19 protein-coding genes and 1 riboswitch are annotated in these 21,021 nt (G+C 72.1%); of the genes, 8 read left to right on the top strand and 11 right to left on the bottom strand.

Going from position 1 to position 21,021, the window contains the following annotated elements; all coding sequences use genetic code 11:
• Positions 1-107 precede the first annotated feature (107 nt).
• Both ACQP0U_RS09990 and ACQP0U_RS09985 read left to right on the top strand, forming a co-directional pair.
• Positions 108-1,625 (top strand): D-ribitol-5-phosphate cytidylyltransferase, encoded by a 1,518-nt coding sequence (locus tag ACQP0U_RS09990; RefSeq protein ID WP_433317764.1) that lies wholly within the window; start codon positions 108-110, stop codon positions 1,623-1,625.
• 34 nt (positions 1,626-1,659) lie between these two features.
• Positions 1,660-3,330 carry a CDP-glycerol glycerophosphotransferase family protein gene (locus tag ACQP0U_RS09985; protein WP_433317762.1) on the top strand — a complete coding sequence of 557 codons (1,671 nt, stop codon included), beginning with the start codon at positions 1,660-1,662 and terminating at the stop codon, positions 3,328-3,330.
• Between the two features lie 61 nt (positions 3,331-3,391).
• Here the strand turns inward: ACQP0U_RS09985 and ACQP0U_RS09980 are convergent, their stop codons facing one another.
• On the bottom strand, positions 3,392-4,138 hold the full coding sequence (locus ACQP0U_RS09980; RefSeq protein WP_433317760.1) for an alpha/beta fold hydrolase: 747 nt from the start codon (positions 4,136-4,138) through the stop codon (positions 3,392-3,394).
• A gap of 138 nt (positions 4,139-4,276) precedes the next feature.
• Between ACQP0U_RS09980 and ACQP0U_RS09975 the strand changes: the two genes are divergently transcribed.
• Positions 4,277-5,347, top strand: a complete 1,071-nt coding sequence (locus ACQP0U_RS09975; RefSeq protein WP_433317758.1) for a hypothetical protein — start codon at positions 4,277-4,279, stop codon at positions 5,345-5,347.
• Positions 5,348-5,419: 72 nt separating this feature from the next.
• Here ACQP0U_RS09975 and ACQP0U_RS09970 read toward each other — a convergent pair whose 3' ends face one another.
• From ACQP0U_RS09970 to ACQP0U_RS09950, 5 genes are all read right to left on the bottom strand, one after another.
• Positions 5,420-6,268 carry a C39 family peptidase gene (locus ACQP0U_RS09970; protein WP_433317756.1) on the bottom strand — a complete coding sequence of 283 codons (849 nt, stop codon included), beginning with the start codon at positions 6,266-6,268 and terminating at the stop codon, positions 5,420-5,422.
• A gap of 232 nt (positions 6,269-6,500) precedes the next feature.
• Positions 6,501-6,642: riboswitch (cyclic di-AMP (ydaO/yuaA leader) on the bottom strand.
• 284 nt (positions 6,643-6,926) lie between these two features.
• A complete protein-coding gene (locus ACQP0U_RS09965) occupies positions 6,927-7,697 on the bottom strand; it encodes a hypothetical protein (protein ID WP_433317754.1) in 771 nt (256 codons plus the stop codon).
• Between the two features lie 133 nt (positions 7,698-7,830).
• Positions 7,831-8,244, bottom strand: a complete 414-nt coding sequence (locus ACQP0U_RS09960; protein ID WP_433317753.1) for a hypothetical protein — start codon at positions 8,242-8,244, stop codon at positions 7,831-7,833.
• A gap of 92 nt (positions 8,245-8,336) precedes the next feature.
• Positions 8,337-9,569, bottom strand: coding sequence for an acyltransferase family protein (locus ACQP0U_RS09955; RefSeq protein WP_433317751.1), 1,233 nt, complete (start codon positions 9,567-9,569; stop codon positions 8,337-8,339).
• 213 nt (positions 9,570-9,782) lie between these two features.
• Entirely contained in the window at positions 9,783-10,565 is a 783-nt protein-coding gene (locus ACQP0U_RS09950) for a S1 family peptidase (protein ID WP_433317750.1), read from the bottom strand.
• A 262-nt stretch (positions 10,566-10,827) separates the two neighbouring features.
• On the opposite strand from ACQP0U_RS09950, the gene ACQP0U_RS09945 reads away from it, so the two are divergent.
• A complete protein-coding gene (locus tag ACQP0U_RS09945; protein WP_433317749.1) occupies positions 10,828-11,991 on the top strand; it encodes a glycosyltransferase family 2 protein in 1,164 nt (387 codons plus the stop codon).
• 133 nt (positions 11,992-12,124) lie between these two features.
• Positions 12,125-13,177: a pseudaminic acid synthase gene (gene pseI, locus ACQP0U_RS09940; RefSeq protein WP_433317747.1), complete on the top strand. Its 1,053-nt coding sequence runs from the start codon at positions 12,125-12,127 to the stop codon at positions 13,175-13,177.
• Positions 13,178-13,227: 50 nt separating this feature from the next.
• On the opposite strand, the gene ACQP0U_RS09935 is transcribed toward pseI, so the two are convergent.
• The 4 genes from ACQP0U_RS09935 to ACQP0U_RS09920 are packed head-to-tail and all read right to left on the bottom strand — an operon-like array spanning position 13,228 to position 16,066.
• On the bottom strand, positions 13,228-13,767 hold the full coding sequence (locus ACQP0U_RS09935) for a hypothetical protein (RefSeq protein WP_433317745.1): 540 nt from the start codon (positions 13,765-13,767) through the stop codon (positions 13,228-13,230).
• A gap of 22 nt (positions 13,768-13,789) precedes the next feature.
• A complete protein-coding gene (locus tag ACQP0U_RS09930) occupies positions 13,790-14,545 on the bottom strand; it encodes an SDR family NAD(P)-dependent oxidoreductase (RefSeq protein WP_433317743.1) in 756 nt (251 codons plus the stop codon).
• On the bottom strand, positions 14,538-15,818 hold the full coding sequence (locus ACQP0U_RS09925; protein WP_433317741.1) for an AMP-binding protein: 1,281 nt from the start codon (positions 15,816-15,818) through the stop codon (positions 14,538-14,540). The genes ACQP0U_RS09930 and ACQP0U_RS09925 overlap by 8 nt, the downstream gene beginning before the upstream one ends.
• Positions 15,815-16,066, bottom strand: coding sequence for an acyl carrier protein (locus ACQP0U_RS09920; RefSeq protein WP_091401397.1), 252 nt, complete (start codon positions 16,064-16,066; stop codon positions 15,815-15,817). The genes ACQP0U_RS09925 and ACQP0U_RS09920 overlap by 4 nt, the downstream gene beginning before the upstream one ends.
• Positions 16,067-16,166: 100 nt before the next feature.
• On the opposite strand from ACQP0U_RS09920, the gene ACQP0U_RS09915 reads away from it, so the two are divergent.
• Entirely contained in the window at positions 16,167-16,676 is a 510-nt protein-coding gene (locus ACQP0U_RS09915) for a GNAT family N-acetyltransferase (protein ID WP_433317739.1), read from the top strand.
• 102 nt (positions 16,677-16,778) lie between these two features.
• Here ACQP0U_RS09915 and ACQP0U_RS09910 read toward each other — a convergent pair whose 3' ends face one another.
• The gene (locus ACQP0U_RS09910; RefSeq protein ID WP_433317737.1) at positions 16,779-18,515 is read right to left on the bottom strand and encodes a hypothetical protein; all 1,737 of its coding nucleotides are present in this window, start codon (positions 18,513-18,515) and stop codon (positions 16,779-16,781) included.
• 363 nt (positions 18,516-18,878) lie between these two features.
• On the opposite strand from ACQP0U_RS09910, the gene pseB reads away from it, so the two are divergent.
• Positions 18,879-19,862, top strand: a complete 984-nt coding sequence (pseB, locus tag ACQP0U_RS09905; RefSeq protein WP_196927510.1) for a UDP-N-acetylglucosamine 4,6-dehydratase (inverting) — start codon at positions 18,879-18,881, stop codon at positions 19,860-19,862.
• The gene (locus ACQP0U_RS09900; protein ID WP_433317735.1) at positions 19,859-21,016 is read left to right on the top strand and encodes a DegT/DnrJ/EryC1/StrS family aminotransferase; all 1,158 of its coding nucleotides are present in this window, start codon (positions 19,859-19,861) and stop codon (positions 21,014-21,016) included. Before pseB ends, ACQP0U_RS09900 begins: the two co-directional genes overlap by 4 nt.
• Positions 21,017-21,021 lie beyond the last annotated feature (5 nt).

The raw sequence follows: 21,021 nt of genomic DNA, 5'->3' as shown, positions 1-21,021 counted from the left end.
ACCGCGTCGCCCGCGTTGGGGCGGCGCGGTCCGCGCGTTAAGGTTCATTCCGTCGCCGCTCGGGCGGAACCTTCCGTTAACGCATCCCTGAGAGTGAGGATCCGGCAATGACGCAGGACCAGACCACTGGCCCGGACGCCGAAGCGGAGACCCCGACGCCGTGGCGGCCCTCGCGGACAGTGGCGGTGGTCCTGGCCGGAGGCACGGGGACGCGGCTGGGCCTCGGCATCCCGAAGCAGCTGCTGAAGATCGCCGGTAAGCCGATCATCGAGCACACCCTGGCGGTCTTCGAGGCGGCACCGGAGATCGACGAGATCATCGTGCTGATGGCCACCGGCCACGTCGAGGACGCTCAGCAGATCGTCGAGAAGGCCGGCCTGCGCAAGGTCACCAAGGTGATCGAGGGCGGTGACACCCGCAACGCCACCACCCGCATCGCGCTGGACGCGGTCGGCCCGGAGGACTGCAACATCCTCTTCCACGACGCGGTGCGCCCGCTGCTCAGCGGCCGGATCGTCCGCGAGTGCGTCAACGCGCTCTGGAGCTACGCCGCCGTGGACGTGGCCATTCCCTCCGCGGACACGATCATCCAGGTCGACGACAACGACTGCATCACCGACATCCCGGTGCGCTCCCGGCTGCGCCGGGGGCAGACCCCGCAGGCGTTCCGCTCCCCCACGATCCGTGAGGCGTACCGGATCGCCGAGGACGACCCCGACTTCGCCGCCACCGACGACTGCGGCGTGGTGCTGCGCTACCTGCCCGGCACCCCGATCAAGGTGATCGACGGCTCGGACGAGAACATCAAGGTCACCCACCCGGTCGACGTGCACCTGGCGGACAAGCTCTTCCAGCTCGCCGCGGCGCAGGCCCCCCGGCTGACCGACCACCGCAGCTACAGCGAGGAGCTGACCGGCCGCACCATCGTGGTGTTCGGCGGCAGCTACGGGATCGGCCACGAGTTGACCGAGCTGGCCCGGCGCTACGGCGCCCAGGTCTTCCCGTTCAGCCGTTCCAGCACCGGCACCCACGTGGAGCGGGCCGAGGACGTCGCGGCAGCGCTGACGACCGCCTTCGAGGCCACCGGCCGGATCGACCACGTGGTGGTCACCGCCGGCATCCTGGAGAAGGGCGCCCTCGCCGAGATGGACGAGGAGACCATGGACCGGCTGCTCCAGGTCAACTTCGTCGGCCCGGTGACCATCGCCCGCCAGGCTCTCCCGTACCTCCAGCAGACCAAGGGCCAGCTGCTGCTCTACACCTCCAGCTCCTACACCCGGGGCCGGGCCCGCTACGCGCTCTACTCGGCCACCAAGGCCGCCCTGGTCAACCTCACCCAGGCGCTCGCCGACGAGTGGGCCGACGTCGGCGTCCGCGTCAACTGCATCAACCCGGAGCGCACCGCCACCCCGATGCGGACGCGGGCCTTCGGCGAGGAGCCGGAGCACACCCTGCTCGCCGCGGAGGCCGTCGCCCAGTCGTCGCTGGACGTGCTGATCTCCGACCTGACCGGTCAGGTGATCGACGTACGCCGGGCGCCCGGCGACGGGCCCACGGCCACCGTGCCGACCCAGTCCGGGTCGGGTCGGGCCGGTGCACCGGCCGGCGCGACGTCCACGAACTGACGCTCACGGGCTGCGGAACCACGAACGGAGCGACATGCGCGGCGACCTGGTCCGAAAGCTGGCCGCCCGGTGCCTGACCACCGGGTTGGCCGTCCTGGCCTTCGTCGTGCTGGCGCTGACCGGCGCCACCGGCTGGGGGCTGGCGCTGGCCGTCGCCGCGCTGGCCGCCTCGGCCACCGAGCAGCGGATCCGGCCCGGCGCCGACCTCGTGGCGGAGACCACCTTGATCGCCGCAGCGGTCCTGGTCGGCTACTCCCGGCGGCTGGACGACGGGCTCAACCTCGCGCTGGTCGCCACCGGGCTGGTCCTGCTGGGGCTGGTGCTGCTGGTGGGGCCGCTGCGCACCGCCGGCAGCCTGGAGATCCGGGCGGCCAACCTGCCGGTGCGCGCCTGGACGCCGCTGATCGCCGACCGGCTCGGTACGGCTCTGCTCGGGCTGCTCGCGGCCCTGGCGCTCGCCGCCGCGCTGGCCCTGCCCGCGGGTGTGGCGCTCGCCGTAAGCCTGCTGGTCGGCGCGGGCGCCGGCGCGGTGGCCCTCGACCTGGCCCGGCGGCGGTTCCGGCCGAGGGCCGGCGGTGGGGCGGTGGCCGCCGCGCTGCGCCGGCACCAGCCGGAGTTCCTGCTCTACTTCTCCGCGCCTCCCGGGTCGGAATACCAGGTCACCATGTGGCTGCCGTACCTGGAACGGATCGGCCGGCCGTTCCTGGTCGTGCTGCGTGAGCCGGAGTTCCTGGCCCCGATCGCGGCGGCCACCGACGCTCCGGTGGTCTACTGCCCCACCCTGGGGGCGATGGACGAGGCGTTGGTGCCGAGCCTGCGGGCGGCGTTCTACGTCAACCACGGGGCGAAGAACAGCCACTGCGTCCGCTTCACCCAGCTCACCCACGTCCAGCTGCACCACGGCGACAGCGACAAGGCGCCGAGCGCCAACCCGGTGTCGGGGATCTTCGACCGGATCTTCGTGGCCGGGCAGGCGGCGATCGACAGGTACGCCCGCGCCGGGGTGCAGATCCCGGCGGACAAGTTCGTGGTGGTGGGTCGCCCACAGGTCGAGTCGATCGAGGTACGCCCGGAGCCCGCGCGCGGGTTGGCGCATCCGACGGTGCTCTACACCCCGACCTGGACCGGGCACCACGCCGACGCCGACTACTGCTCGCTGCCGGTGGCCGAGAAGCTGCTGCACCGGCTGCTGGAGCGCGGTGCGACGGTGATCCTGCGGGCCCACCCGTACACCGCGCAGAACCCGGCATCGGCCCGCCAGCTGGGCCGCCTGACCGAGCTGCTCGTCGCCGACCGGGCCCGCACCGGCCGCCAGCACGTGGTCGGCGCGGCGGCTCGGGAGCTGAGCCTGACCGACTGCGTCAACTCCTGCGACGTGCTGGTCTCCGACGTGTCCGGCGTGATCTCGGACTTCCTCTACTCCGGCAAGCCGTACGCGGTCACCGACATGGGCGACGAGGGCGACCGGTTCGTCGAGCGGTTCCCGCTGGCCGGGTCCGGTTACGTGCTGCGCAGGGACATGTCCAACGTGGATGATGTGCTGACCGCGCTTCTGGACACCGACCCGCTGGCCGAGGCCCGCTGGGCCACCCGCCGCCGCTACCTGGGTGACTTCCCGGCCGAGTCGTACGCCGACGCGTTCCTGACCGCCGCCCGCCGGGAGTTGGCGCCGGTCGAGACCCTGACCGCGTCCACACCGGCCTAGCCGGCCGAGCCGGTCTGACCCGCCGAGCCCCTGACCGCGTCATCCGCACCCGCATGGCCGCTCAGCGGTACGGGTCGAGCAGCGCCAGTACCGCCGCCGGGTCCTCCACGTGCGCGTTGTGCCCGAGACCGGGCAGCGTGGCGACCGGTACGCCGTACTCCTTGAGCTGCTCGTCGGTGACCATCGGGTCGTTCTCTCCACGCGCCAGCACCACCGGCACGTCGGTCGCCGCCAGCAGCGCGGTCAGGTCGGGCTCGCCGACGGCGAAGGCGGTCGGGTCCATGGCGAGGCGCCACCGGCCGTCGACCTGGCGCAGCCCGGCGTCCACCACCGGGTGGTCCGGCGGGACCAGGCCGGCGAGTCCGGCAACGCGCAGGTAGCGGCGCGCCGCCTCGGCACGGCTGGCGAACCAGCTCACCGGGCGGGCGGCGACCTCGGCGGCCCGGCTCAGCTCGGTGGGTGACCAGAGCGCCTTGATGCCCAGGCCGACCACCGCGTCGACAGGCGTCCCGGCGGCGCGGGCGGCCAGCGCCAGGCCGACTACCCCGCCCAGCGAGTGCCCGAGCACGACCAGCCGGTCGTCGGGGGCGAGGGCCTGCGCGATCCGCTGGGCGAAACCCTCGAAGGAGTACGACGGCAGCGGCGGTGCCCAGCCGTGACCGGCGAGGTCCGGTGCCAGCCACCGCCCGGGCCAGTGCTGCTCAAGGTACGGGGCCCAGGGCAACCAGACGTCCCCGGTCGCCCCCATGCCGTGCAGCAGCAGCAGGACCGGCCTGCGGCCGGCGTGACCACCCGATTCATCCACCACGGCCGCAGTCTCCCACGGTTCACGGCCTGGTACGAGAGTCGTCACCCACGCCACCCCCGGGACCTGAAGATCCACTGTAGAGTTCGGCGTCTGGCGGGCACGGCCATCTGTCGATCCCGTCGTGGAGAGGAGTCCACCTTGCTCACGAGGCACCGATCAGCACTTGTCGCGGCCCTGACAGCCGTTGCGCTCGGCACGACGCTGAGCGGACCTGCGCTCGGCACGACGCTCAGCGCCCCCGCGCTCGGCACGCCCCCGAGCGGACCTGCGCCGAGCGCCGAGGCGGTCACGGCGGCCGACCGGGTCCTGCGGGTCTACAACAACAACATCGAGAACCTGGTGGTGAACAACTCCGACGGAAGCTGCACCCGGATCTCCGGTCCGGACCACCTGAGCTCGATCCTGGTCGACGACGCCGGTCGCACCGGCACCAGCGGTGTGCTGGCGCCCGACATCCTGATCGTGCAGCAGGTGCGCGGCACCGGCCAGGCCGAGGCGTACGCCGACCAGCTGTCGGCGAAGTTCGGCTACCCGGCGGGCAGCTACGGGGCGATTGTGGTGTGGGACGACCCGGAGCCGTGGGGCAGCACGCACAAGTGCAGCTCGCAGTCGCTCGGGGACCTCAAGAAGAAGCAGACCAACGCCATCGTCTGGAACAAGCGGACGCTCAACCTCGCCAGTGGCGACATCTCGAAGTACTGGAGCGCGGGCTGGCTCAAGCCGGGCACGGCGTACGCCGACGGCGCCGGGTGCACGCTGTACAAGCCGCCGAACAGCGACCCGGACAGCACCGACTACTACAAGTGGAAGCGGACCAGCGCCATCGCGGCCCGCTTCACCATCAAGGCGACCGGCACGAGCGTGTTCGCCGCGACCATGCACCTGCCGCAGGAGAACCGGCAGAACGCCTGCGCCGGCGACGGCGACCGGGGCATCGCCAACAGTGGCATCCACCTCGGTGCGGACGCGACCGCGCTGCTGAACGCGTCCACGATCCGCGTGGTGGGGATCGACGCGAACCGCACCGGCATCGCCCCTGGCACGCTCAGCGGCTACGGCATGACCGGGTACGGATCGGCAGCCACCAGCGGCTCCAGCAAGATTGACTATTTGTTCGTCAAGGGCAGCGTGCAATCGTCCGCCGTCGACCACACGGTCGTCGGGACGAAGTCGAACCACAAGGCGCTGTACAGCTTCATCACGTACTGACCCGTCGACGAAGACACCGCGGGCGCCGTCTCCTCGTGAGAGACGGCGCCCGCGGTGGTCAGCGTGCCCGGGTCAGGCGGAGTAGCCCCGGCTGGTGATCCAGTTGGCCAGGTCGATCGTGGTGATCCAGTACGACGGGTCGGCCGGGTTCGCCGAGTCGGCGATCCGCACGGTGCGACCGTTGTCCTTGTAGCCCACGACGGCGATGTAGTGCCCGCCGCCGTAGGAGTGCCAGCCGCCGTCGGTGTCGGAGGCGTCCCCGACGACGTTGGCCACCACGCCGCGGCCGTCGGTGATGGCCTTCACGACGTCGGCCTGGAGCCGGTCCATCTGCGCCGGGCTGGGCGCGCCGGGGAACATCCGGGTCCGGTACGGGGAACCCTTCACCTCGGCGTTGAGCACCCGGGTGGTGTCCTCGGCCGAGTTGGTGCCCATCTCGGTGGTGCCCAGCTCGGCGCCGAGCTCCTCCTGCGTGCGGTCGACGCCGGCGGCGCTGAGCGCGTTCCGGGTGGCCGCCGGCCCGCAGTTGTAGTAGGTGTTCTGCGCCTCGTAGTCGTAGTCGAGGACCTTCGTCGCGGGGGGCTTCGGCGGCGTCGGCTTACGGGTGAGGTCCGGGTTGCTCTTGGCCTTGGCGGCGGGTGACGCGGCGCTGGTGGCCGGGGCGGCCGTGGTCGGCGCGGCGGTGGCCGAGGGGGACGCGTCCCGAACCTCGCTGCGGGAGGCGGCGACGTCGCTGCGCATCTCGGCGACAGTGGTCGCGGTGCGCTGGCTGGCCGGGGCGTCGTCGGCCGTGGTGAGCAGGGCGCCGGTGGTGGTGGCGATCGCGAGGGCCGCGGCGGAGGCGGCAACGATCTGGTACGGGCGCTCGGTGGCGAGGCGGCGGAGCTGACGCTGCAGGGTGTGCTTCACGGGGTCCTCCACGGATCGGGGGGAGAGCGGCACACCGGGGCCGGACCGGTATCCGGGCAGGCGCCAGCGCGCGGACCGTGGTCCGCGGATGGTGAACCGCTCAGGGGAACGCCCGGCGTGGCCGGGCGGGGAAGGCGATGACCCGGGGGTCAGCTCACCGTCGCTTGACGAATGAGCGGGTGCACCGCCGCGCCGTGGAGGCGAGGGAACAACCGAGGGGTGGAAAGGTGCTGCACGAGGAGTTGACTCCTTCCGACACCGCCTACCGGGTTAGCTGACGGATTCGGGCGGGAAGATCGCCCTACCGCGGGCCGTGGCTCGCGGATTCACCCCGGACTTACTGGTGGGTCCCCGGTTCGTTGATCACGATTGAGCGGGTCGGTGCGGCGTCGCGTCTTGCGATCGGTTACCGCACCGGACGGGACGACACTACTGGCCGCTTCGCGCCCTGCCAAGCCAGGTTCACCTGCGTAAACCCCAATCGGCACGACAATTTCTGCGCGTATTGCCGATGATGTGACTCGATGGGACAACCGGTTACGGCGACGCCTGCGGGCGACAACCGGACAGGCCGGAAAGAACGCGACCACAATCGCGGGAACAATGACGCGGATCGCGTCGGGCGTCCGATTCCACAATTACGTGACCGGCCTCACATAACGGATCGGGCTCAACCCACCCGGGCCGGGCGCCAGCGTGCCACGACGGCGGGACGCAACGCCCCGGCCACCGTCCGGCGCGCGGGCACCGGGGTCGGACGCAGCCGGGCTGCCGCCGCGTACGCCTCCTCGGCGAGGGTACGAGCCGACTCGGCGGCCAACTCCGCGGCCCGCCAGGCGGCCCGCTCACGGCCGGCGGCCACCTGGTAGTCCGCCAGCCGCGCATCCCGGACCACACGGCTGATCAGCACCTCCTGCTCGACCGGGTGTCGCCGGGGATCCCAGCCGTGCCGGTGCCCGAACACGTCGCCGAGCTGCGCCATGGTCAGGTCGCCCCGCCAGTACGCCGCCATCGCCGCGCGGTGCAGATAGCGTTCCCGGGCGGCGTACTCGGTGGGGGTGTGCGGGGTCTGCGGGGTGGGCAACGCCCCGGCGCCCGCGAAGCGACGCGCGGCGGTGTCCGCCTCGTCGTACCCGGTCCAGGCCCGCTCCATCTCCTCCTGAGCGGTCAGCCAGGCGGCGCGCCGCCGCTTGGCGGTCGTGGCCGCGCCGGTCGCGGCGACCGCCACCTCCTCGGCGTAGCGGCGCCTGTCGACGGCCTCGGCGGCGGCCAGCTCCCGAGGAGTGGGCCCGGCCGGGGGTCTGTCGTCAGTGGGCCGCTCCCGTTCCGGGCGGGCGGCCAGCACGGTGAGCAGGCCCAGGGTCAGCAGGAACAGCGTCGACCAGATGGCGGCGGCCTGCGGCACCTCGGTCACGAACTGGTAGAAGACGACGGTCTCCATGGTCGGCACCTCGGGGAGAGAGCAGTGCGATGGGGAGCCGCGCCGGCCAGCGGGCCACGGTGGGCCACGGGTCGGCGGGGCAGGGAGCGGGTCGGTCGACAGGGCGCGGCGACGGGACTGTCGTCCCGGTGGCTCAGCGCTCGGGCGGGGCCCGGGAAGCTCGACCGCTCGCACCGTCGACGAGGGGCAGCCGGTCCGACTCGGCCGCGCGGACCGGCAGCACGCCGGCCATGGCAGTGCCCTGATCGCCGGGGAGCGTCACCGGCGTGCCGACCGACCCTGCCGGAACCGACTCCTCGGTGGCCTCCGGCGGGGCCGAGCGCTCCGCGTCCTGCGCCTCGGCGTGCCGGCAGGAGGCCGCCAGCGGCCCGGCAGCGACGAAGGCCGGCACCGCGCTCGACGTTGGCACCGGGCTGGGCATCGACACGGCGGCCGTGGCCGGGCCTGCGCCGAGCGCCAGGGCCGCGACGACGGCGAGGCTGGTCAACACCCGCGTCGCCCAGCGCGCCACCCACCACAGCGGACAGGTGAACGCGACCGGAAGCACGTCCCCACGCTACCGTCGCGCCGACCCTGGCGCACCGACCACGGGCGTGTCGGATCACGCCGCGCCGACCCCGCTGACCAGGGTGGACGCTGTCAGCGCCTGTCGACGTACATTGATCGACCGCTGGGCTGACCGACCTCGCCGGCCTCGCCTCGGGCCCCGCTCCCCCGCTCCGGTACGTCGTCGTTGCCGGCGGCCTGGGTGCCGGCCGCGCGTTGCCGGGGGACGGGCGCCGGACGGGCCGGGCGGCGCGGCGCGAGGCGGCGCATCATCGGGGTCTCGACGAAGCGGTGCAGCAGCCCGGCGAGAACGAGGTTCGCCACCAGGAAGCCGAGCACCACGGCCGGCCCACGCCAACCCGCGAAGCCGATCCCCCAGGTTCCGCTCCAGCGCAGCACGCTCGTCATCACCAGCACGTGCACCAGGTAGAAGGCGAACGAGACCTCACCGAGCCAGACAAGCGGCCGGGACCGCCACGGCGAGCGCCGACCCCGCACGTCCGCGTCCGCGGCGGCGGCGATCACCAACAGGTACGCGACCGCGAGCAGCGTCGTCCACAGCTCGGCGCGGATCCACTGCGCGGCCGCCACCCAGGTGGCCAGGAAGATCCCGCTGGCCACGGTCAGACCGGGACCGCGCCAGAGCCCTCGGCGCATCAACTCGGCCGCCACCGCGCCCAACCAGAACTCGAGCGACCGTACCGGCGGGAAGATCTGGGTGAACCACCACCGGCTCACCTCCGGCACCAACTCCTGCGCCGGCCAGAGCGCGAGGATCAGCAGCGGCATCGCGACGATCAGCGCCCAGAGCAGCTTCGGCCGGGCCCGGCGCAGCAGCGGCAGCGCCAGCGGCAGACAGAGGTAGAAGAAGAACTCGCAGGAGAGCGACCAACTGACGGTGTTGATGCTGTAGAACCAGCCCGGCCGGGGGTCCCAGGCCTGGAGCAGCAGCAGGTTCTCCAGCGCGGCCGCCGGTAGGACCGGGTCGGTGAACCACCAGGCGACCACGAGTGTCGCCGCCCACAGCACCAGGTGGTTCGGGTAGATCTTGGCGACCCGCCGCCGCCAGAAGGTGAGCCGGGAGTCGCCCGGACGGGCCGACCAGACCAGCACGAAACCGCTGAGGATGAAGAAGAACTGCACCCCGGAGAGGCCCAGGGTGAACAGCGCGTCGATCACCGCCTTGTAGTCCGGCTCGGCGATGATCCGCATGGTCCCCGCGTGGAAGCCGAAGACCAGCAGAGCGGCGATCCAGCGCAGCCCGGTCAGCGACGGCAGCCGGGGCGGGGCGGGCGGTGCGGCCGACACCGCGGCGGCGGTCGTCATGCCGGGATCCCGACGCTCGGCAGGGTCACCAGCACGGTCGTGTCCTCCTCGGCGCGGCGTCGGACGGCACGACGGCGACGCCCGCGGCGGCCCGGCAGGGCCGCACCGAGGCACCCTACCGGGTCACTCCCGGGTGAACCGGACGTGTCCCAGCGGCACCGAACGCGAAGGGGGCCGGCCCGACGCCGGGCCGACCCCCCACGTGACGTCGTCCTAGACGGTGGCCATCACGTCCATGATCCAGTCCCGGCTCTCGGGCACGGTTCCCCAGTTGGCGATGCCGCCGCACCCTGAGGTGACCGTCGACAACACACCCACCTGGTACCGCAGGCCGTCGACGAGCTTGAACAGCGGACCGCCGGAGTCACCGAAGCACGAGATGCCGTTCAACCCGGTGGTGCGGATGGCCCGGCCACCGTGCAGGTCGACGGCCTCGATGGAGGTGACGTTCTGCGTCGCGCGGCGCAGAATCGCGGACGGATTGCACGTCGCGCACGTCCGACCCCACCCGAAGGCGTAGGTGGTGGCGCCGACCTTGGTGGTCGCCGTGGGCAGCCGGACCGGCTCGGCGTTCGCGGAGCGGGTGAGCTTGAGCAGCGCGATGTCGTGGTTGGTCCGCACCCGGGAATCGGCGACGTTCACCACGCCACCACCTGTGTAGTAGTAGATGCTCTTGACCCGGACGCTGATCCGGCTGTCGGCGATCCGGGTGCTGCCCGAGTAGATGCAGTGTCGCGCGGTGAGCACCCAGTAGTTGTCGACGATCGAGCCGGAGCAGTTGTAGTCACCGTCGATGAGCACCGCAGCGAGCCCGTCGGCGTCGTCCTGGGTCTCGCCTCCGATGATCGGCGCGGGTGCCGCGGCGGCCGACCCGGGGGCGACCAGCGGGGCGGTGACCAGCAGTGCGGCGAGCAGGACGGCGGCGCGTGTGATGCGACCACCTCTGGTGTGACCGGCTCCCCCCGTGGCCCGGAACACTGCAGTCAACCGCTTCATGAGACCTCCATCGATGGGGACAGGTTTCGATGATCTTCGCTCGACCCCTACCCGTCGCGTCGCCCCGTTGATCGTTGGCGTCCCGAAATCGGGCCGGCAACCCAGCCTGTGGTCCATCGGGCGGGTTTCCCGTTCTCCCAGACTCTGGGAAACCCCGCTGCACCGTCGTTAACCTTCCGCTGGGCGGGAGTTCAGGGATTCCACCATCGGCGGCAACGTCAGGTTCCGGGGCTGGCCACCCGGATCGTCGAAGGTGGCGGACGTGGTCAATGAGCCGACGCACGCACCGCTGCTGAGCATCGTCGTGCCCGTGTACGGCGTCGAGGCGTACCTGTACCAGTGCCTCGAGTCGATCCGGGCCGACATCCCGGCGGGCGAGTCGGACGCGGTCGAGCTGATCGCCGTCGACGACGCCTCCCCGGACGGCTGCGGCGACATGCTCCGCTCGTACGCGGTCGGCCGTGACCGCGTACGCGTCGTGCACCTGAGCAGCAACGTGGGTCTGGGGCTGGCCCGCAACGCCGGGCTTGACGTGGCCACCGGCAGGTACGTCTGGTTCGTCGACAGCGACGACTGGTTGCCGCCGGGCACCATCGCGGCGGTGCTGGACCGGCTGCGCCAGCACCAGCCCGACGTGCTGATGCTCGACCACCTGCGGGTGCACGAGGACGGCCGGCGGGAGGTCGACGCCAGCAGCCCGCTGCTGCGCGGAATTCCCGACGTGACCCGGCTGGCCGACCAGCCGCAACTGCTGCGGGTGCAGCACACCGCCTGGAACAAGGTGGTCCGCCGGGACTTCATGGACGAGCTGGAGCTGCGGTTCTTCCCCGGCTGGTACGAGGACATCCCGTTCAGCCACCCCCTGCTGATCGGGGCCGAGAAGATCTCCGTGCTGGACCGGGTCTGCTACCTGTACCGCCAGGGCCGCCAGGGCGCGATCACCTCCACCCGCAGCGGCCGGCACTTCGACGCCTTCGCCCAGTACGAGCGGCTGATGGACTGGGTCGCCCGGAAGCACCCGGACGAGCGGTTGCAGGCCGAGTTGTTCGAGCTGATGATCAGCCACTACCTGGTGGTGGTGGGCAACGACGGCCGGCTGCACCCACACCTGCGGCGCGACTTCTTCCACAGGTCCGCGGCGCACTACCAGCGGTACCTGCCCACCGGCGGCTACCCGCTGCCCCCCGGCGTGACCGGGCTCAAGCACCGCCTCGTCGGGCGGGGTGACTGGTTGGCGTACTCGGCGCTGCGCCAGGCCCACCGGGTCGCCGGCCGCCTGCGTCGGCCCGGCCCGGTGGGTGGCGCCGACAGCGGTTCGCGCGCGGCCGACGAGGACCCGGGCCGAGCGGCGGGCGCCGCCCCGACGCACGACGGTGGGCTCGCGCCGGAGCGGCGCGACGCGCTGGCCGGTGGTCGGCTGCCGTGACCGCCCCCACCGCAGAGCACGCCGGGAGCCGGGGCGGCTCCCGGCGCCCTCGTTTTCCAGGTCGTCCGCCCGCCGGGTGGACGACGACAGCACCACCGCACCCCGGTGCGGGCGTACCTGAGCAGAGGTCGGAATGACGGCGACAATCAAGATCGGACCGCACGCGGTCGGTGCCGGGGAGCGACCGTTCGTGGTCGCCGAGATGTCCGGCAACCACAACGGCGATCTGAACCGGGCGTTGGCCATCGTCGACGCGGTGGCCGAGAGCGGGGCGCACGCGCTCAAGCTCCAGACGTACCGGCCGGACACGATCACCATCGACGTCGACACCCCGGCGTTCCGGATCTCCAGCGGGCACGAGCTGTGGGGCGGGGAGAACCTGTACCGCCTCTACGAGCGCGCGCACACCCCGTACGAGTGGCACGCCCCCATCTTCGCGCGGGCCCGCGAGCGTGGCCTGACCGTCTTCTCGTCGCCGTTCGACGCGACCGCCGTGGAGCTGCTGGAGTCGCTGGACGCGCCCGCGTACAAGATCGCCTCGTCGGAGCTTGTCGACCTGCCGCTGATCCGGCTCGTGGCCAGCACCGGCAAGCCGATGGTGATCTCCACCGGAATGGCGACGGTCGCCGAGATCGACGCTGCCGTTCGCACCGCCCGGGACGGTGGCGCGGCGGGCATCGTCCTGCTGGCCTGCACCGCGTCCTACCCGGCGCCGCCGGCCGACAGCAACCTGCGCCGACTGCCGGTGTTGGCCGGTGCGTTCGACGTGCCGGTCGGGCTCTCCGACCACACGCCCGGCATCGGGGTGGCGGTCGCCTCGGTGGCGCTCGGCGCCTGCTTCATCGAGAAGCACGTGACGCTGGACCGGGCCGACGGCGGCGTGGACTCGGACTTCTCCCTGAACCCGGCGGAGCTCACCGCCCTGGTCGCCGAGTCCGGTCGCGCGTACGCGGCGCTGGGCGGCACCGCGATCGGCCCGACCCCCGCCGAGCGGGAGGGGCTGCGGTTCCGCCGGTCGCTCTTCGTGGTCGAGGACGTCCGGGCCGGCGATCCGGTGACCGCGCAGAACGTCCGCTCGATCCGTCCGGCCGGCGGGCTGGCGCCCGTGGAGATCGACCGGGTCCTGGGCCGTACCTTCACCACCGACGTCCCCCGAGGCACCCCCCTGAGCTGGGACCAGATCTAACCCGTAACCCCGCCCCGGGCCGGCCCGCCCCGGCCCTGGCGATCTTGCACTTACTGTCCCGACCAAAGGCGCGAAAGCTGCGATTGGACGTCAGAAAGTGCAAGATCGCGGGGCGGGAGGGGTGGGGGTGGGAGGGTTGCGGGGGCGAAGCCGACGGTGACCACCAGGTCAGCCGTGCGCAGGGTTCGCCAGAGCGCCGACCCGTCGGCCGGCGTACCCAGACCGTGGCGCCGCCACCAGGCCGCCACCGGCACGTCGGCCAGCTTGCAGCAGCACTCGGCACGGGTCCACCGGGCCCAGAAGTCACTCGCGCCGAACCGGCGGGCAAGCGCCGGGGGCACCGGGGCGTCGGCGCGCTCCGCGTCGATGGCCACCCGCCAGCCGGGCGCCGGTGGGCCGTACCAACCGACGCACCGTCCGTCGTCGAGGTGACTGCGGGTCACCGCGTCGGCCATGGCGGCCGGTGACCCGATGCGCAGGTGGCGCTCGGCGGCGGCGAGCAGCCCCGGCACCGGACGCGGCGCGGCGGCGTCGCCCGCCCCCGACGACGGAGCCGGCCCGGTGGGGACGATCCGCCGCGCGGGTTCCACCGCAGGGGGAATCGGCCGCAGATCAGATGGCGGCGGCACCGTCCACCACGATGACCTGGCCGTTGATGTTGGTGTGCTCCCGCAGCAGCATCCGCACCACCGGCGTGACCTCCTCCGGCTCGGTCAGGTGACCTGTCGGGGTGCGGCGCACGATCTGGTCGAGCTGGGTCGGACCGAGCACAGCGGACATCTCCGAGGCGAAGAAGCCGGGCGCCACCGAGTTGACAAGCATCCGGCCGCCCAGTTCGCGGGCGAGCGAGCGGGTGGCGGCGTCCATGCCGCCCTTGGTGGCCGAGTACGCGACGAGACCGGGGAAACCGCGCTGGCCGCAGATCGAGGTGATGTTGACGATCCGCCCGCGCAGCCCCTTGGCGAGCATCCGGCGGATCACCAGCCGGGTCAGCTGGAGCGGGGCCGTCAGGTTGGTCTCGATGATCCGGGCGATGTCGTCGGTGGCGGTGTGCGCGTGCAGGGAGTCCTGCCCCATGGCGGCGTTGTTGACGATGCCGTCGATCGGGCCGAGGCGCTGCTCCACCTCACGGACGAAGCTCTGCGCGGCGCGCAGGTCGGTGACGTCCACCGAGCCGACGTGCACCCGGTCGGGGTGTTCGGCGGCGAGCTTCTCCAGCTCCGGGGTGATGGTGCGGGCGAACGCGGCCACCCGTACGCCCGCGTCGAGCAGGTCGGTGACGATGGCCAGGCCCAGGCCACGGGAACCGCCGGAGACGAGGACCACGGAGCTGGGCGGGACGAGCTGGGTGTCGGCGGACTCAGACATCGCTCTTCAGGGTCTCCTTGACGGGAATGTCGGTCAGGACGCGGATTCGGCGCGGCACCGCGTGCTCGGGCAGCCGGTCGGCGCACCAGCGGACCAGCGCGGCCTCGTCCGGCACACCGGTGTCGGTGGAGGCCACCCCGGCGGGGGCGAGGACCACCTCGGCGACCACCATCCGCCCGAGCACCGGGGCGCGGCGGCCGGTCACGCGGGACCAGGCCACCGCCGGATGTTCGGCCAGCACGCCGCGGACCACACCGGCGGAGACCTTGCTGCCACCGACGTTGATCTCGTCTGAGTCGAGCCGGCCGGTGATCAGCACCCGGCCGTCGAGCACCTGCACCCGGTCGCCGGTGCGGACCGGGCCGGCGAGACCGGCACCGTGGTATGGAGAGGTGACCACCAGCTCGTCATCGCGGACGGAGAGCGTCGGCCGGCCCGGGGTCGCTCGGTCCAGCCAGTCGACCGGGAAACCGGCCCGCCCGTCGTGCACCACAATGGACGCGCCCACCTCGGAGGACGCGTAGATCCAGGAGATCCGGGCCGTCGGGAAGACCTCCCGCAGCTGGTCCAGGATGGCCTGGTCCACCGGCTCTCCGCCGAGGGTGATCTGACGCAGCGGCACCCGGGCCAGCGCGTCGGCGTCGCGGTAGAGGGTGCGCCGCCAGAAGGTCGGGGTGCCGGAGGCCGCGTCGACCCCGTGCGCTGCCGCGACCGCGGGCCAGTCGTCCAACTCGTCGGGCTCGACCACGACCAGGTGCTGGCCCGGCTGGGTGAGCGACAGCGTGACCACCTGCCACCAGGCGTACGTGCCGGGGGCGTACGGGCAGAGCCAGGTTCGGTCGGGCTGATCCGCCCGCACCGTGGTCAGCGTGTCGAGGGTGTGCCCGACCCGCTTCGGACGGCCGGTGGAGCCCGAGGTCAGCAACCAGAGCCGACCGGGCTCGGCGGCTCGCGGTCGCGCCGGTGGGGTCGGGTGCACGCCGTCGTCGTCGAGGACGCCGACGGTGAACCCGGCCTCCAGCAGCTCGGCACGCATCGCCGCGTCGACCCGACTCGCGGTGCTGAGCAGCAGCTCAGTGCCGTGCACGGCGTGCTGCCGCGCCGCGGTGAGCGCGTGCACGGCGGAGTGGGCGAGCACCGCCGCCGGGTCGGGCAGTGCGGGTGTCGGCAGCGAGCGCCAGGTCAGCGCGGCGCCGCCGACGACGAGCCGGTTGTCGACACCGGCCGGCTCCGGGTGCCCGGCGGTGGGGTGGCGCGACGTCGCGACTGTCACTGGTGTTGAAGCTCGACGAGGAAGTCGAGGACGTCCCCGACGGTGGCGATGCGACGCAGCCCGGGGGCGTCGAAGTTGAGCTCCTCCCCCGTCTCGTCCTCCACCCGCAGGGCCAGCTCGGAGAAGTCGAGCGACCGGAAGCCGATCTCCCGCAACTGCGCCGCGTCGTCCGCGGGCAGCTCCTTGTCCTGGTTCTTCAGCACCTGAGCCATGAGGTCGCGGATCTGCGCGCGACTCAATTCGTTCATGTGCCGCAGTCTACAACCCAACGAATGCATATCTGATTTCCCGGTAGGCCCGGGTAAGGTGCCGGGGCCCGACGTGAACGGCTAGGAAAGCGAGACGCACGTGCTGCGCGAAGCGACGGCGGACGACGTTCATCTGATGTTGTCCTGGCGTAATCAGGAAACCAATCGACAGGTCAGCAAGACCAGTCACGAGATCACCACCGAGGAGCACGCCCGGTGGTGGTCGGCGGTCCGCGACGACCCGTCCCGGCGGGTGCTCGTGTACGTCCGCGACGACCGGCCCTGCGGTGTGGTCACCTTCTTCGACCTGCGGCTGGACGGCCCCCGCACCGGCGCGTGGGGCTTCTATCTCGACGCCGACGGGCTGAGCGGTCGGGACGAGACGCTGCCGGCCTGGCTGGGGGTCATGCGGGAGGCCGTCGAGTACGCCTTCGACGGGCTGCACCTGGAGCGACTCGACGGCGAGGTGCTCGGCCACAATACCGTCGTACGACAGATGAACCGACGTTTCCGATTCGTCGAGGGCACTCCGCGACAGGAGCTGTCCGACGGGCGGGAAATCACCGTCATCCCGATTTCCCTGGCCCGCGCGGACCGCCGTCAGCGCTGATTACCGGACACTTTTCCGCAATGGACCGCAACCATTAACCGACAGTGCTCCCGGTGGACATCCGCCGTTCACGAATAGCGGTGTCCACCGGGGCGTGGCCCGTCAGGCCCGTCGCCAGGCCGCCCAGTGCTGCTCCGGGTTGCCGCCGAGTCGGACGAAGCCGTACGCGGTGCCGTCCCAGTCGTCGGCCTGCCCGGGTGCCCAGCGGGCGAACACCACCTGCGCCGCGGCCGGCGGCTGCCCGACGCCGAACCACCGGACGTCGGTCCAGGTCACCTGGTGGCTGAGGTTGAACCGCAGGACGTAGTGCACACCGGTCGAGGCCCACACCCGCTCGCCGGGGCGTACGCCGACGTCGGCCACCCGGGGTGTCGGCGCGGTGCTCGCGGCGGTCGGTCGCACGATCCGTTGGTCGATCACCTGCATCGTGACGAGGTTGACCACCACGAGGGCGCCGAGGATCGGCAGCCGTAGACGGGGCACCCGGACCGTGGCGACGAGCAGCACGCAGCCGGCGATGCCGACAAGCGACCCGACCACCGGTCGCAGCTCCCGTAATCCCCCGGTCAACGCCACCAGGTCCGGCGCGCTGAAACCGCCGTAGCGCAGTTGGTGGCCCTGGCTGGCCACGTACGCGAGTCGGGCCGCGATCAGCGCGCCGCCACCGACAAGCAGCGCGACCGCGACGGCCGCCCGGCGCAGCACCACCCGCCACCCGGCGGTGAACAGCACCCCCAGCCCGACCAGCAGCCAGAACGGCGCGAGCATCTGCACGTAGCGGCCGTAGATCGCGTCCAGCGGCTTGCCGGTGATGCCGGACAGGATCACCGACGCGCCACCGGCCACCCCGACGGTCACCGCGAGCGCCACGCCCATCGTCCAGCGGGCCGCGTCGCCGTGCCGTGGACGCCACAGCTCGCGTACGGCGCCGGCCCAGGCCACCCCCGCCAACCCGAACGTGATCACCACGAGGTACCAGAGCTGGGTGGTGACCGCCGCGCTCACCCGGACCACACCCTGGGCGGAGGCGATCGCCTCGAGCGTGCTGCCGCCGGGGGTGCTGCCGAGCAGGTAGACCTTGCCGCCGAGGTAACGGATGGCAGCCTCGTTGACGAGCGCCATGGCGAGCACCGGCAGCAGCGCCGCGAGCACCACGGGCGGGCTGATCCGGCGGCGGACGAACAGCAGCAGGACCAACCCGGCGTGCACGGCCACGATCACCAGGCCGCGGGAGTGCAGCAGATGGAAACCGCCGACCAGCAGGCCGACGGTGGCGGCGGCGAGCGGGCCGGGCCGGGCGATCCAGCGATGCACGGCGAGCAGCCAGGCGACCACGAGCGGCGCCATCACCGCGTCGATCATGGCAACGCCCGCGTAGAAGGCGGTGGCCGGCAGGGTCACCGCCGCGACCGCGCCGAGCAGCGCGTACGAGCGGCGCAGCTGGAACAGGCGGCGACCGAACACGTACGCCAGTGGCAGCAGTGTCGAGTTCACCATCGCGTTGATCAGCTGGACGATCCGGTAGCTGTCGGTGAAGTCCCGGTCCCCGAGGAACGCCGGCGAGATCAGCATCGGGTAGCCGACCCGGCGCAGCAGGTCGTTCTCGCTGCTGAAGCCCCCCGGGCCGCCGGCCAGGGCGCGGGCGGTATTCAGGTAGCTGTCCTCGTCGGTGTGCGCGATCGGCAGCACGATGTGCCGGGACCACCACATCCGCCAGGCGACGCTGAGCACCCAACCGACGACCAGCAGCAGCGACACCAGCCAACGCCGGGCGGGCTGGCCACTCGGCGCCTCGGCCACCACCGCCGGCCGTTCGATCACGTCACTACCGGGTGCCATCAACGCCTCCAGAATTGCCCGCCGGACCGGGCCCGTGCCGGCCCGGCGGCCCGCTGGCCGCGTCGGTGACACTCGGGGTGGCCCGCTCGCACCACGCTGGTGTGAATGTCGGGTGAACACGGGAACCGGCTCCGCGCAGGGCCGCCGGGTCATTCGCGCGGTCACTGTAGCGGCCCGATCCGGCCAGGTCAGCCCTCATCCCGGGCGGTTGAAAGTGTTCGCCTACGCGGTGCCCGGCATTCACGGAGACAGGGGTTGTGGTTCACCCACGAGCGCCGGGGAGTTAACCCGCCATGGCTAGCGTGTCACCCCGGTCGGCCGGCCCAGGGCCGCTCGTTCATCCACGAACACGGGAGCACCACATTGAGTGAGTTGAATGGATCGTCCATTCTGATCACCGGGGGAACTGGTTCCTTCGGCAGGACGTTCCTCCGGCACATCCTCAACGAGGCCGACCCCGCCCGCGTGGTGGTGTTCTCCCGTGACGAGCTCAAGCAGTACGAGCTGCGCCAGCAGCTCGGCGACGACCCGCGGCTGCGCTGGTTCATCGGCGACATCCGGGACCGGCACCGCCTCACCCGGGCCATGCACGGCGTGGACCACGTGGTGCACGCCGCCGCGCTCAAGCAGGTGGACACCGCGGAGTACAACCCCTCGGAGTACATCGCCACCAACATCACCGGCTCACAGCACGTCGTCGACGCGGCGATCGAGGCCGGCGTCAAGAAGGTCATCGCGCTCTCCACCGACAAGGCGTCCAGCCCGATCAACCTGTACGGCGCGACGAAGCTCGTCGGCGACAAGCTGTTCGTGTCGGCCAACCACTACGCCGCCCAGCACCCCACCCGGTTCGCTGTGGTCCGCTACGGCAACGTGGTGGGCAGCCGCGGCTCGGTCGTCCCGCTGTTCCGTCGGCTGGCCGCCGAGGGCAAGAGCCTGCCGATCACCGACAAGCGGATGACCCGCTTCTGGATCACGCTCGACCAGGCCGTGCAGTTCGTCATGGACTCGTTCGACCAGATGCAGGGCGGCGAGCTGTTCGTGCCGCGCATCCCGAGCATGCGCATCCTCGACCTGGTCGAGGCAGTGGCCCCGGACGCCACCACCCACGAGATCGGGATCCGGCCGGGCGAGAAGCTGCACGAGGAGATGATCGCGCCCGACGACAGCCGGAGGACGCTGCGCGCCGACGGCCGGTTCATCGTCCAGCCGACCATCGCCACCTGGGGCTACCAGCCGCCGGTCGACTGCGACCCGGTGCCGGACGGCTTCGCCTACCAGTCGGACACCAACGACGAGTGGCTCACCGTCGAGCAGTTGCGCGACATGCTCGGCATCAACGGATGACGGGGATGCTCCCGTACGGCCGGCAGTCGATCAGCGAGGACGACATCGCGGCAGTCGCCGACGTGCTGCGCGGCGACTGGCTCACCACCGGGCCGCAGGTCGACGCCTTCGAGGCCGACCTCGCCGGGTGGACCGGCGGGGTCGGGGTCGCCGCCGTCTCCAACGGCACCGCGGCGCTGCACGTGGCGTACGCGGCGGCCGGGGTCGGACCCGGCGACGAGGTCGTCGTCCCGCCGATGACGTTCGTGGCGACCGCGAGCAGCGCGGTCGCCCTCGGCGCGAAGATCGTGTTCGCCGACGTCGACGACGAGACGTTCTGCCTCGACCCGGCGGCGGCCGCCGCCGCGGTCACCTCGCGCACGAAGGTCGTCGCCGCTGTCGACTACGCCGGCCACCCCGCCGACTACGACGCGCTGCGCAAGTCGGTCGAGGGCAGCGACGCGCTGCTGCTCGCCGACGCGGCGCACTCGATCGGCGGGACGTACCACGGTCGGCCGGTCGGTTCGCTCGCCGACCTGACCACGTTCTCGTTCTTCCCCACGAAGAACCTGACCACCGCCGAGGGCGGCGCCGTCGCGGCGCTGGACCCGGCGATCCTGAAGCGGGCCCGCCGGTTCCGTGGTGTCGGCGTGGTCCGCGAACGCGACGAGCTGCGTTTCCCGGACGAGGGTGGCTGGCACCAGGAGGTGCACGAGTTCGGGCTGAACTACCGGCTGCCGGACGTGCTCTGCGCCCTGGGCCGCAGCCAACTGCGTCGGCTCGCCGAGTTCACGGCCCGGCGCAGCGCCCTGGTCGCCCGCTACGACGAGGCGCTGGCCGACCTGGACGGCGTACTGCTGCCGACCCGCAGGTCATGGGCCGACCCGGCCTGGCACCTCTACCCGATCCGGGTGCTCGACGGTCGTCGCCGCGAGGTGTACGACCGGATGCGGGCCGCCGGCATCGGCGTCCAGGTCAACTACATCCCGGTGCACTGGCACCCCGCCTTCGCCGACCTGGGTTACCGACGCGGATCCTGCCCGGTGGCCGAGTCGTTCTACTCCCAGCAGCTGTCGCTGCCGCTCTACCCGGGGCTCAGCGACGCCGACCAGGATCGCGTCATCGACGCGCTGACCGCCGCGGTACGGGTCGGCTCGGTGCGTTCCGCCGCCTGATGGGA

The organism is Micromonospora sp. CA-269861, assembly GCF_050948505.1.
GTDB lineage: Bacteria > Actinomycetota > Actinomycetes > Mycobacteriales > Micromonosporaceae > Micromonospora.
Note: the sequence above shows the minus strand (reverse complement) of the source record. Positions and strands in the feature narration are given on the sequence as shown.

Coding starts and splice junctions, on each gene's coding strand:
- ACQP0U_RS09990 (WP_433317764.1), top strand. CDS start 108: ATGACGCAGGACCAGACCACTGGCCCGGACGCCGAAGCGGAGACCCCG.
- ACQP0U_RS09985 (WP_433317762.1), top strand. CDS start 1,660: ATGCGCGGCGACCTGGTCCGAAAGCTGGCCGCCCGGTGCCTGACCACC.
- ACQP0U_RS09965 (WP_433317754.1), bottom strand. CDS start 7,697: ATGGAGACCGTCGTCTTCTACCAGTTCGTGACCGAGGTGCCGCAGGCC.
- ACQP0U_RS09955 (WP_433317751.1), bottom strand. CDS start 9,569: ATGACGACCGCCGCCGCGGTGTCGGCCGCACCGCCCGCCCCGCCCCGG.
- ACQP0U_RS09950 (WP_433317750.1), bottom strand. CDS start 10,565: ATGAAGCGGTTGACTGCAGTGTTCCGGGCCACGGGGGGAGCCGGTCAC.
- pseI (WP_433317747.1), top strand. CDS start 12,125: ATGACGGCGACAATCAAGATCGGACCGCACGCGGTCGGTGCCGGGGAG.
- ACQP0U_RS09930 (WP_433317743.1), bottom strand. CDS start 14,545: ATGTCTGAGTCCGCCGACACCCAGCTCGTCCCGCCCAGCTCCGTGGTC.
- ACQP0U_RS09920 (WP_091401397.1), bottom strand. CDS start 16,066: ATGAACGAATTGAGTCGCGCGCAGATCCGCGACCTCATGGCTCAGGTG.
- ACQP0U_RS09910 (WP_433317737.1), bottom strand. CDS start 18,515: ATGGCACCCGGTAGTGACGTGATCGAACGGCCGGCGGTGGTGGCCGAG.
- ACQP0U_RS09900 (WP_433317735.1), top strand. CDS start 19,859: ATGACGGGGATGCTCCCGTACGGCCGGCAGTCGATCAGCGAGGACGAC.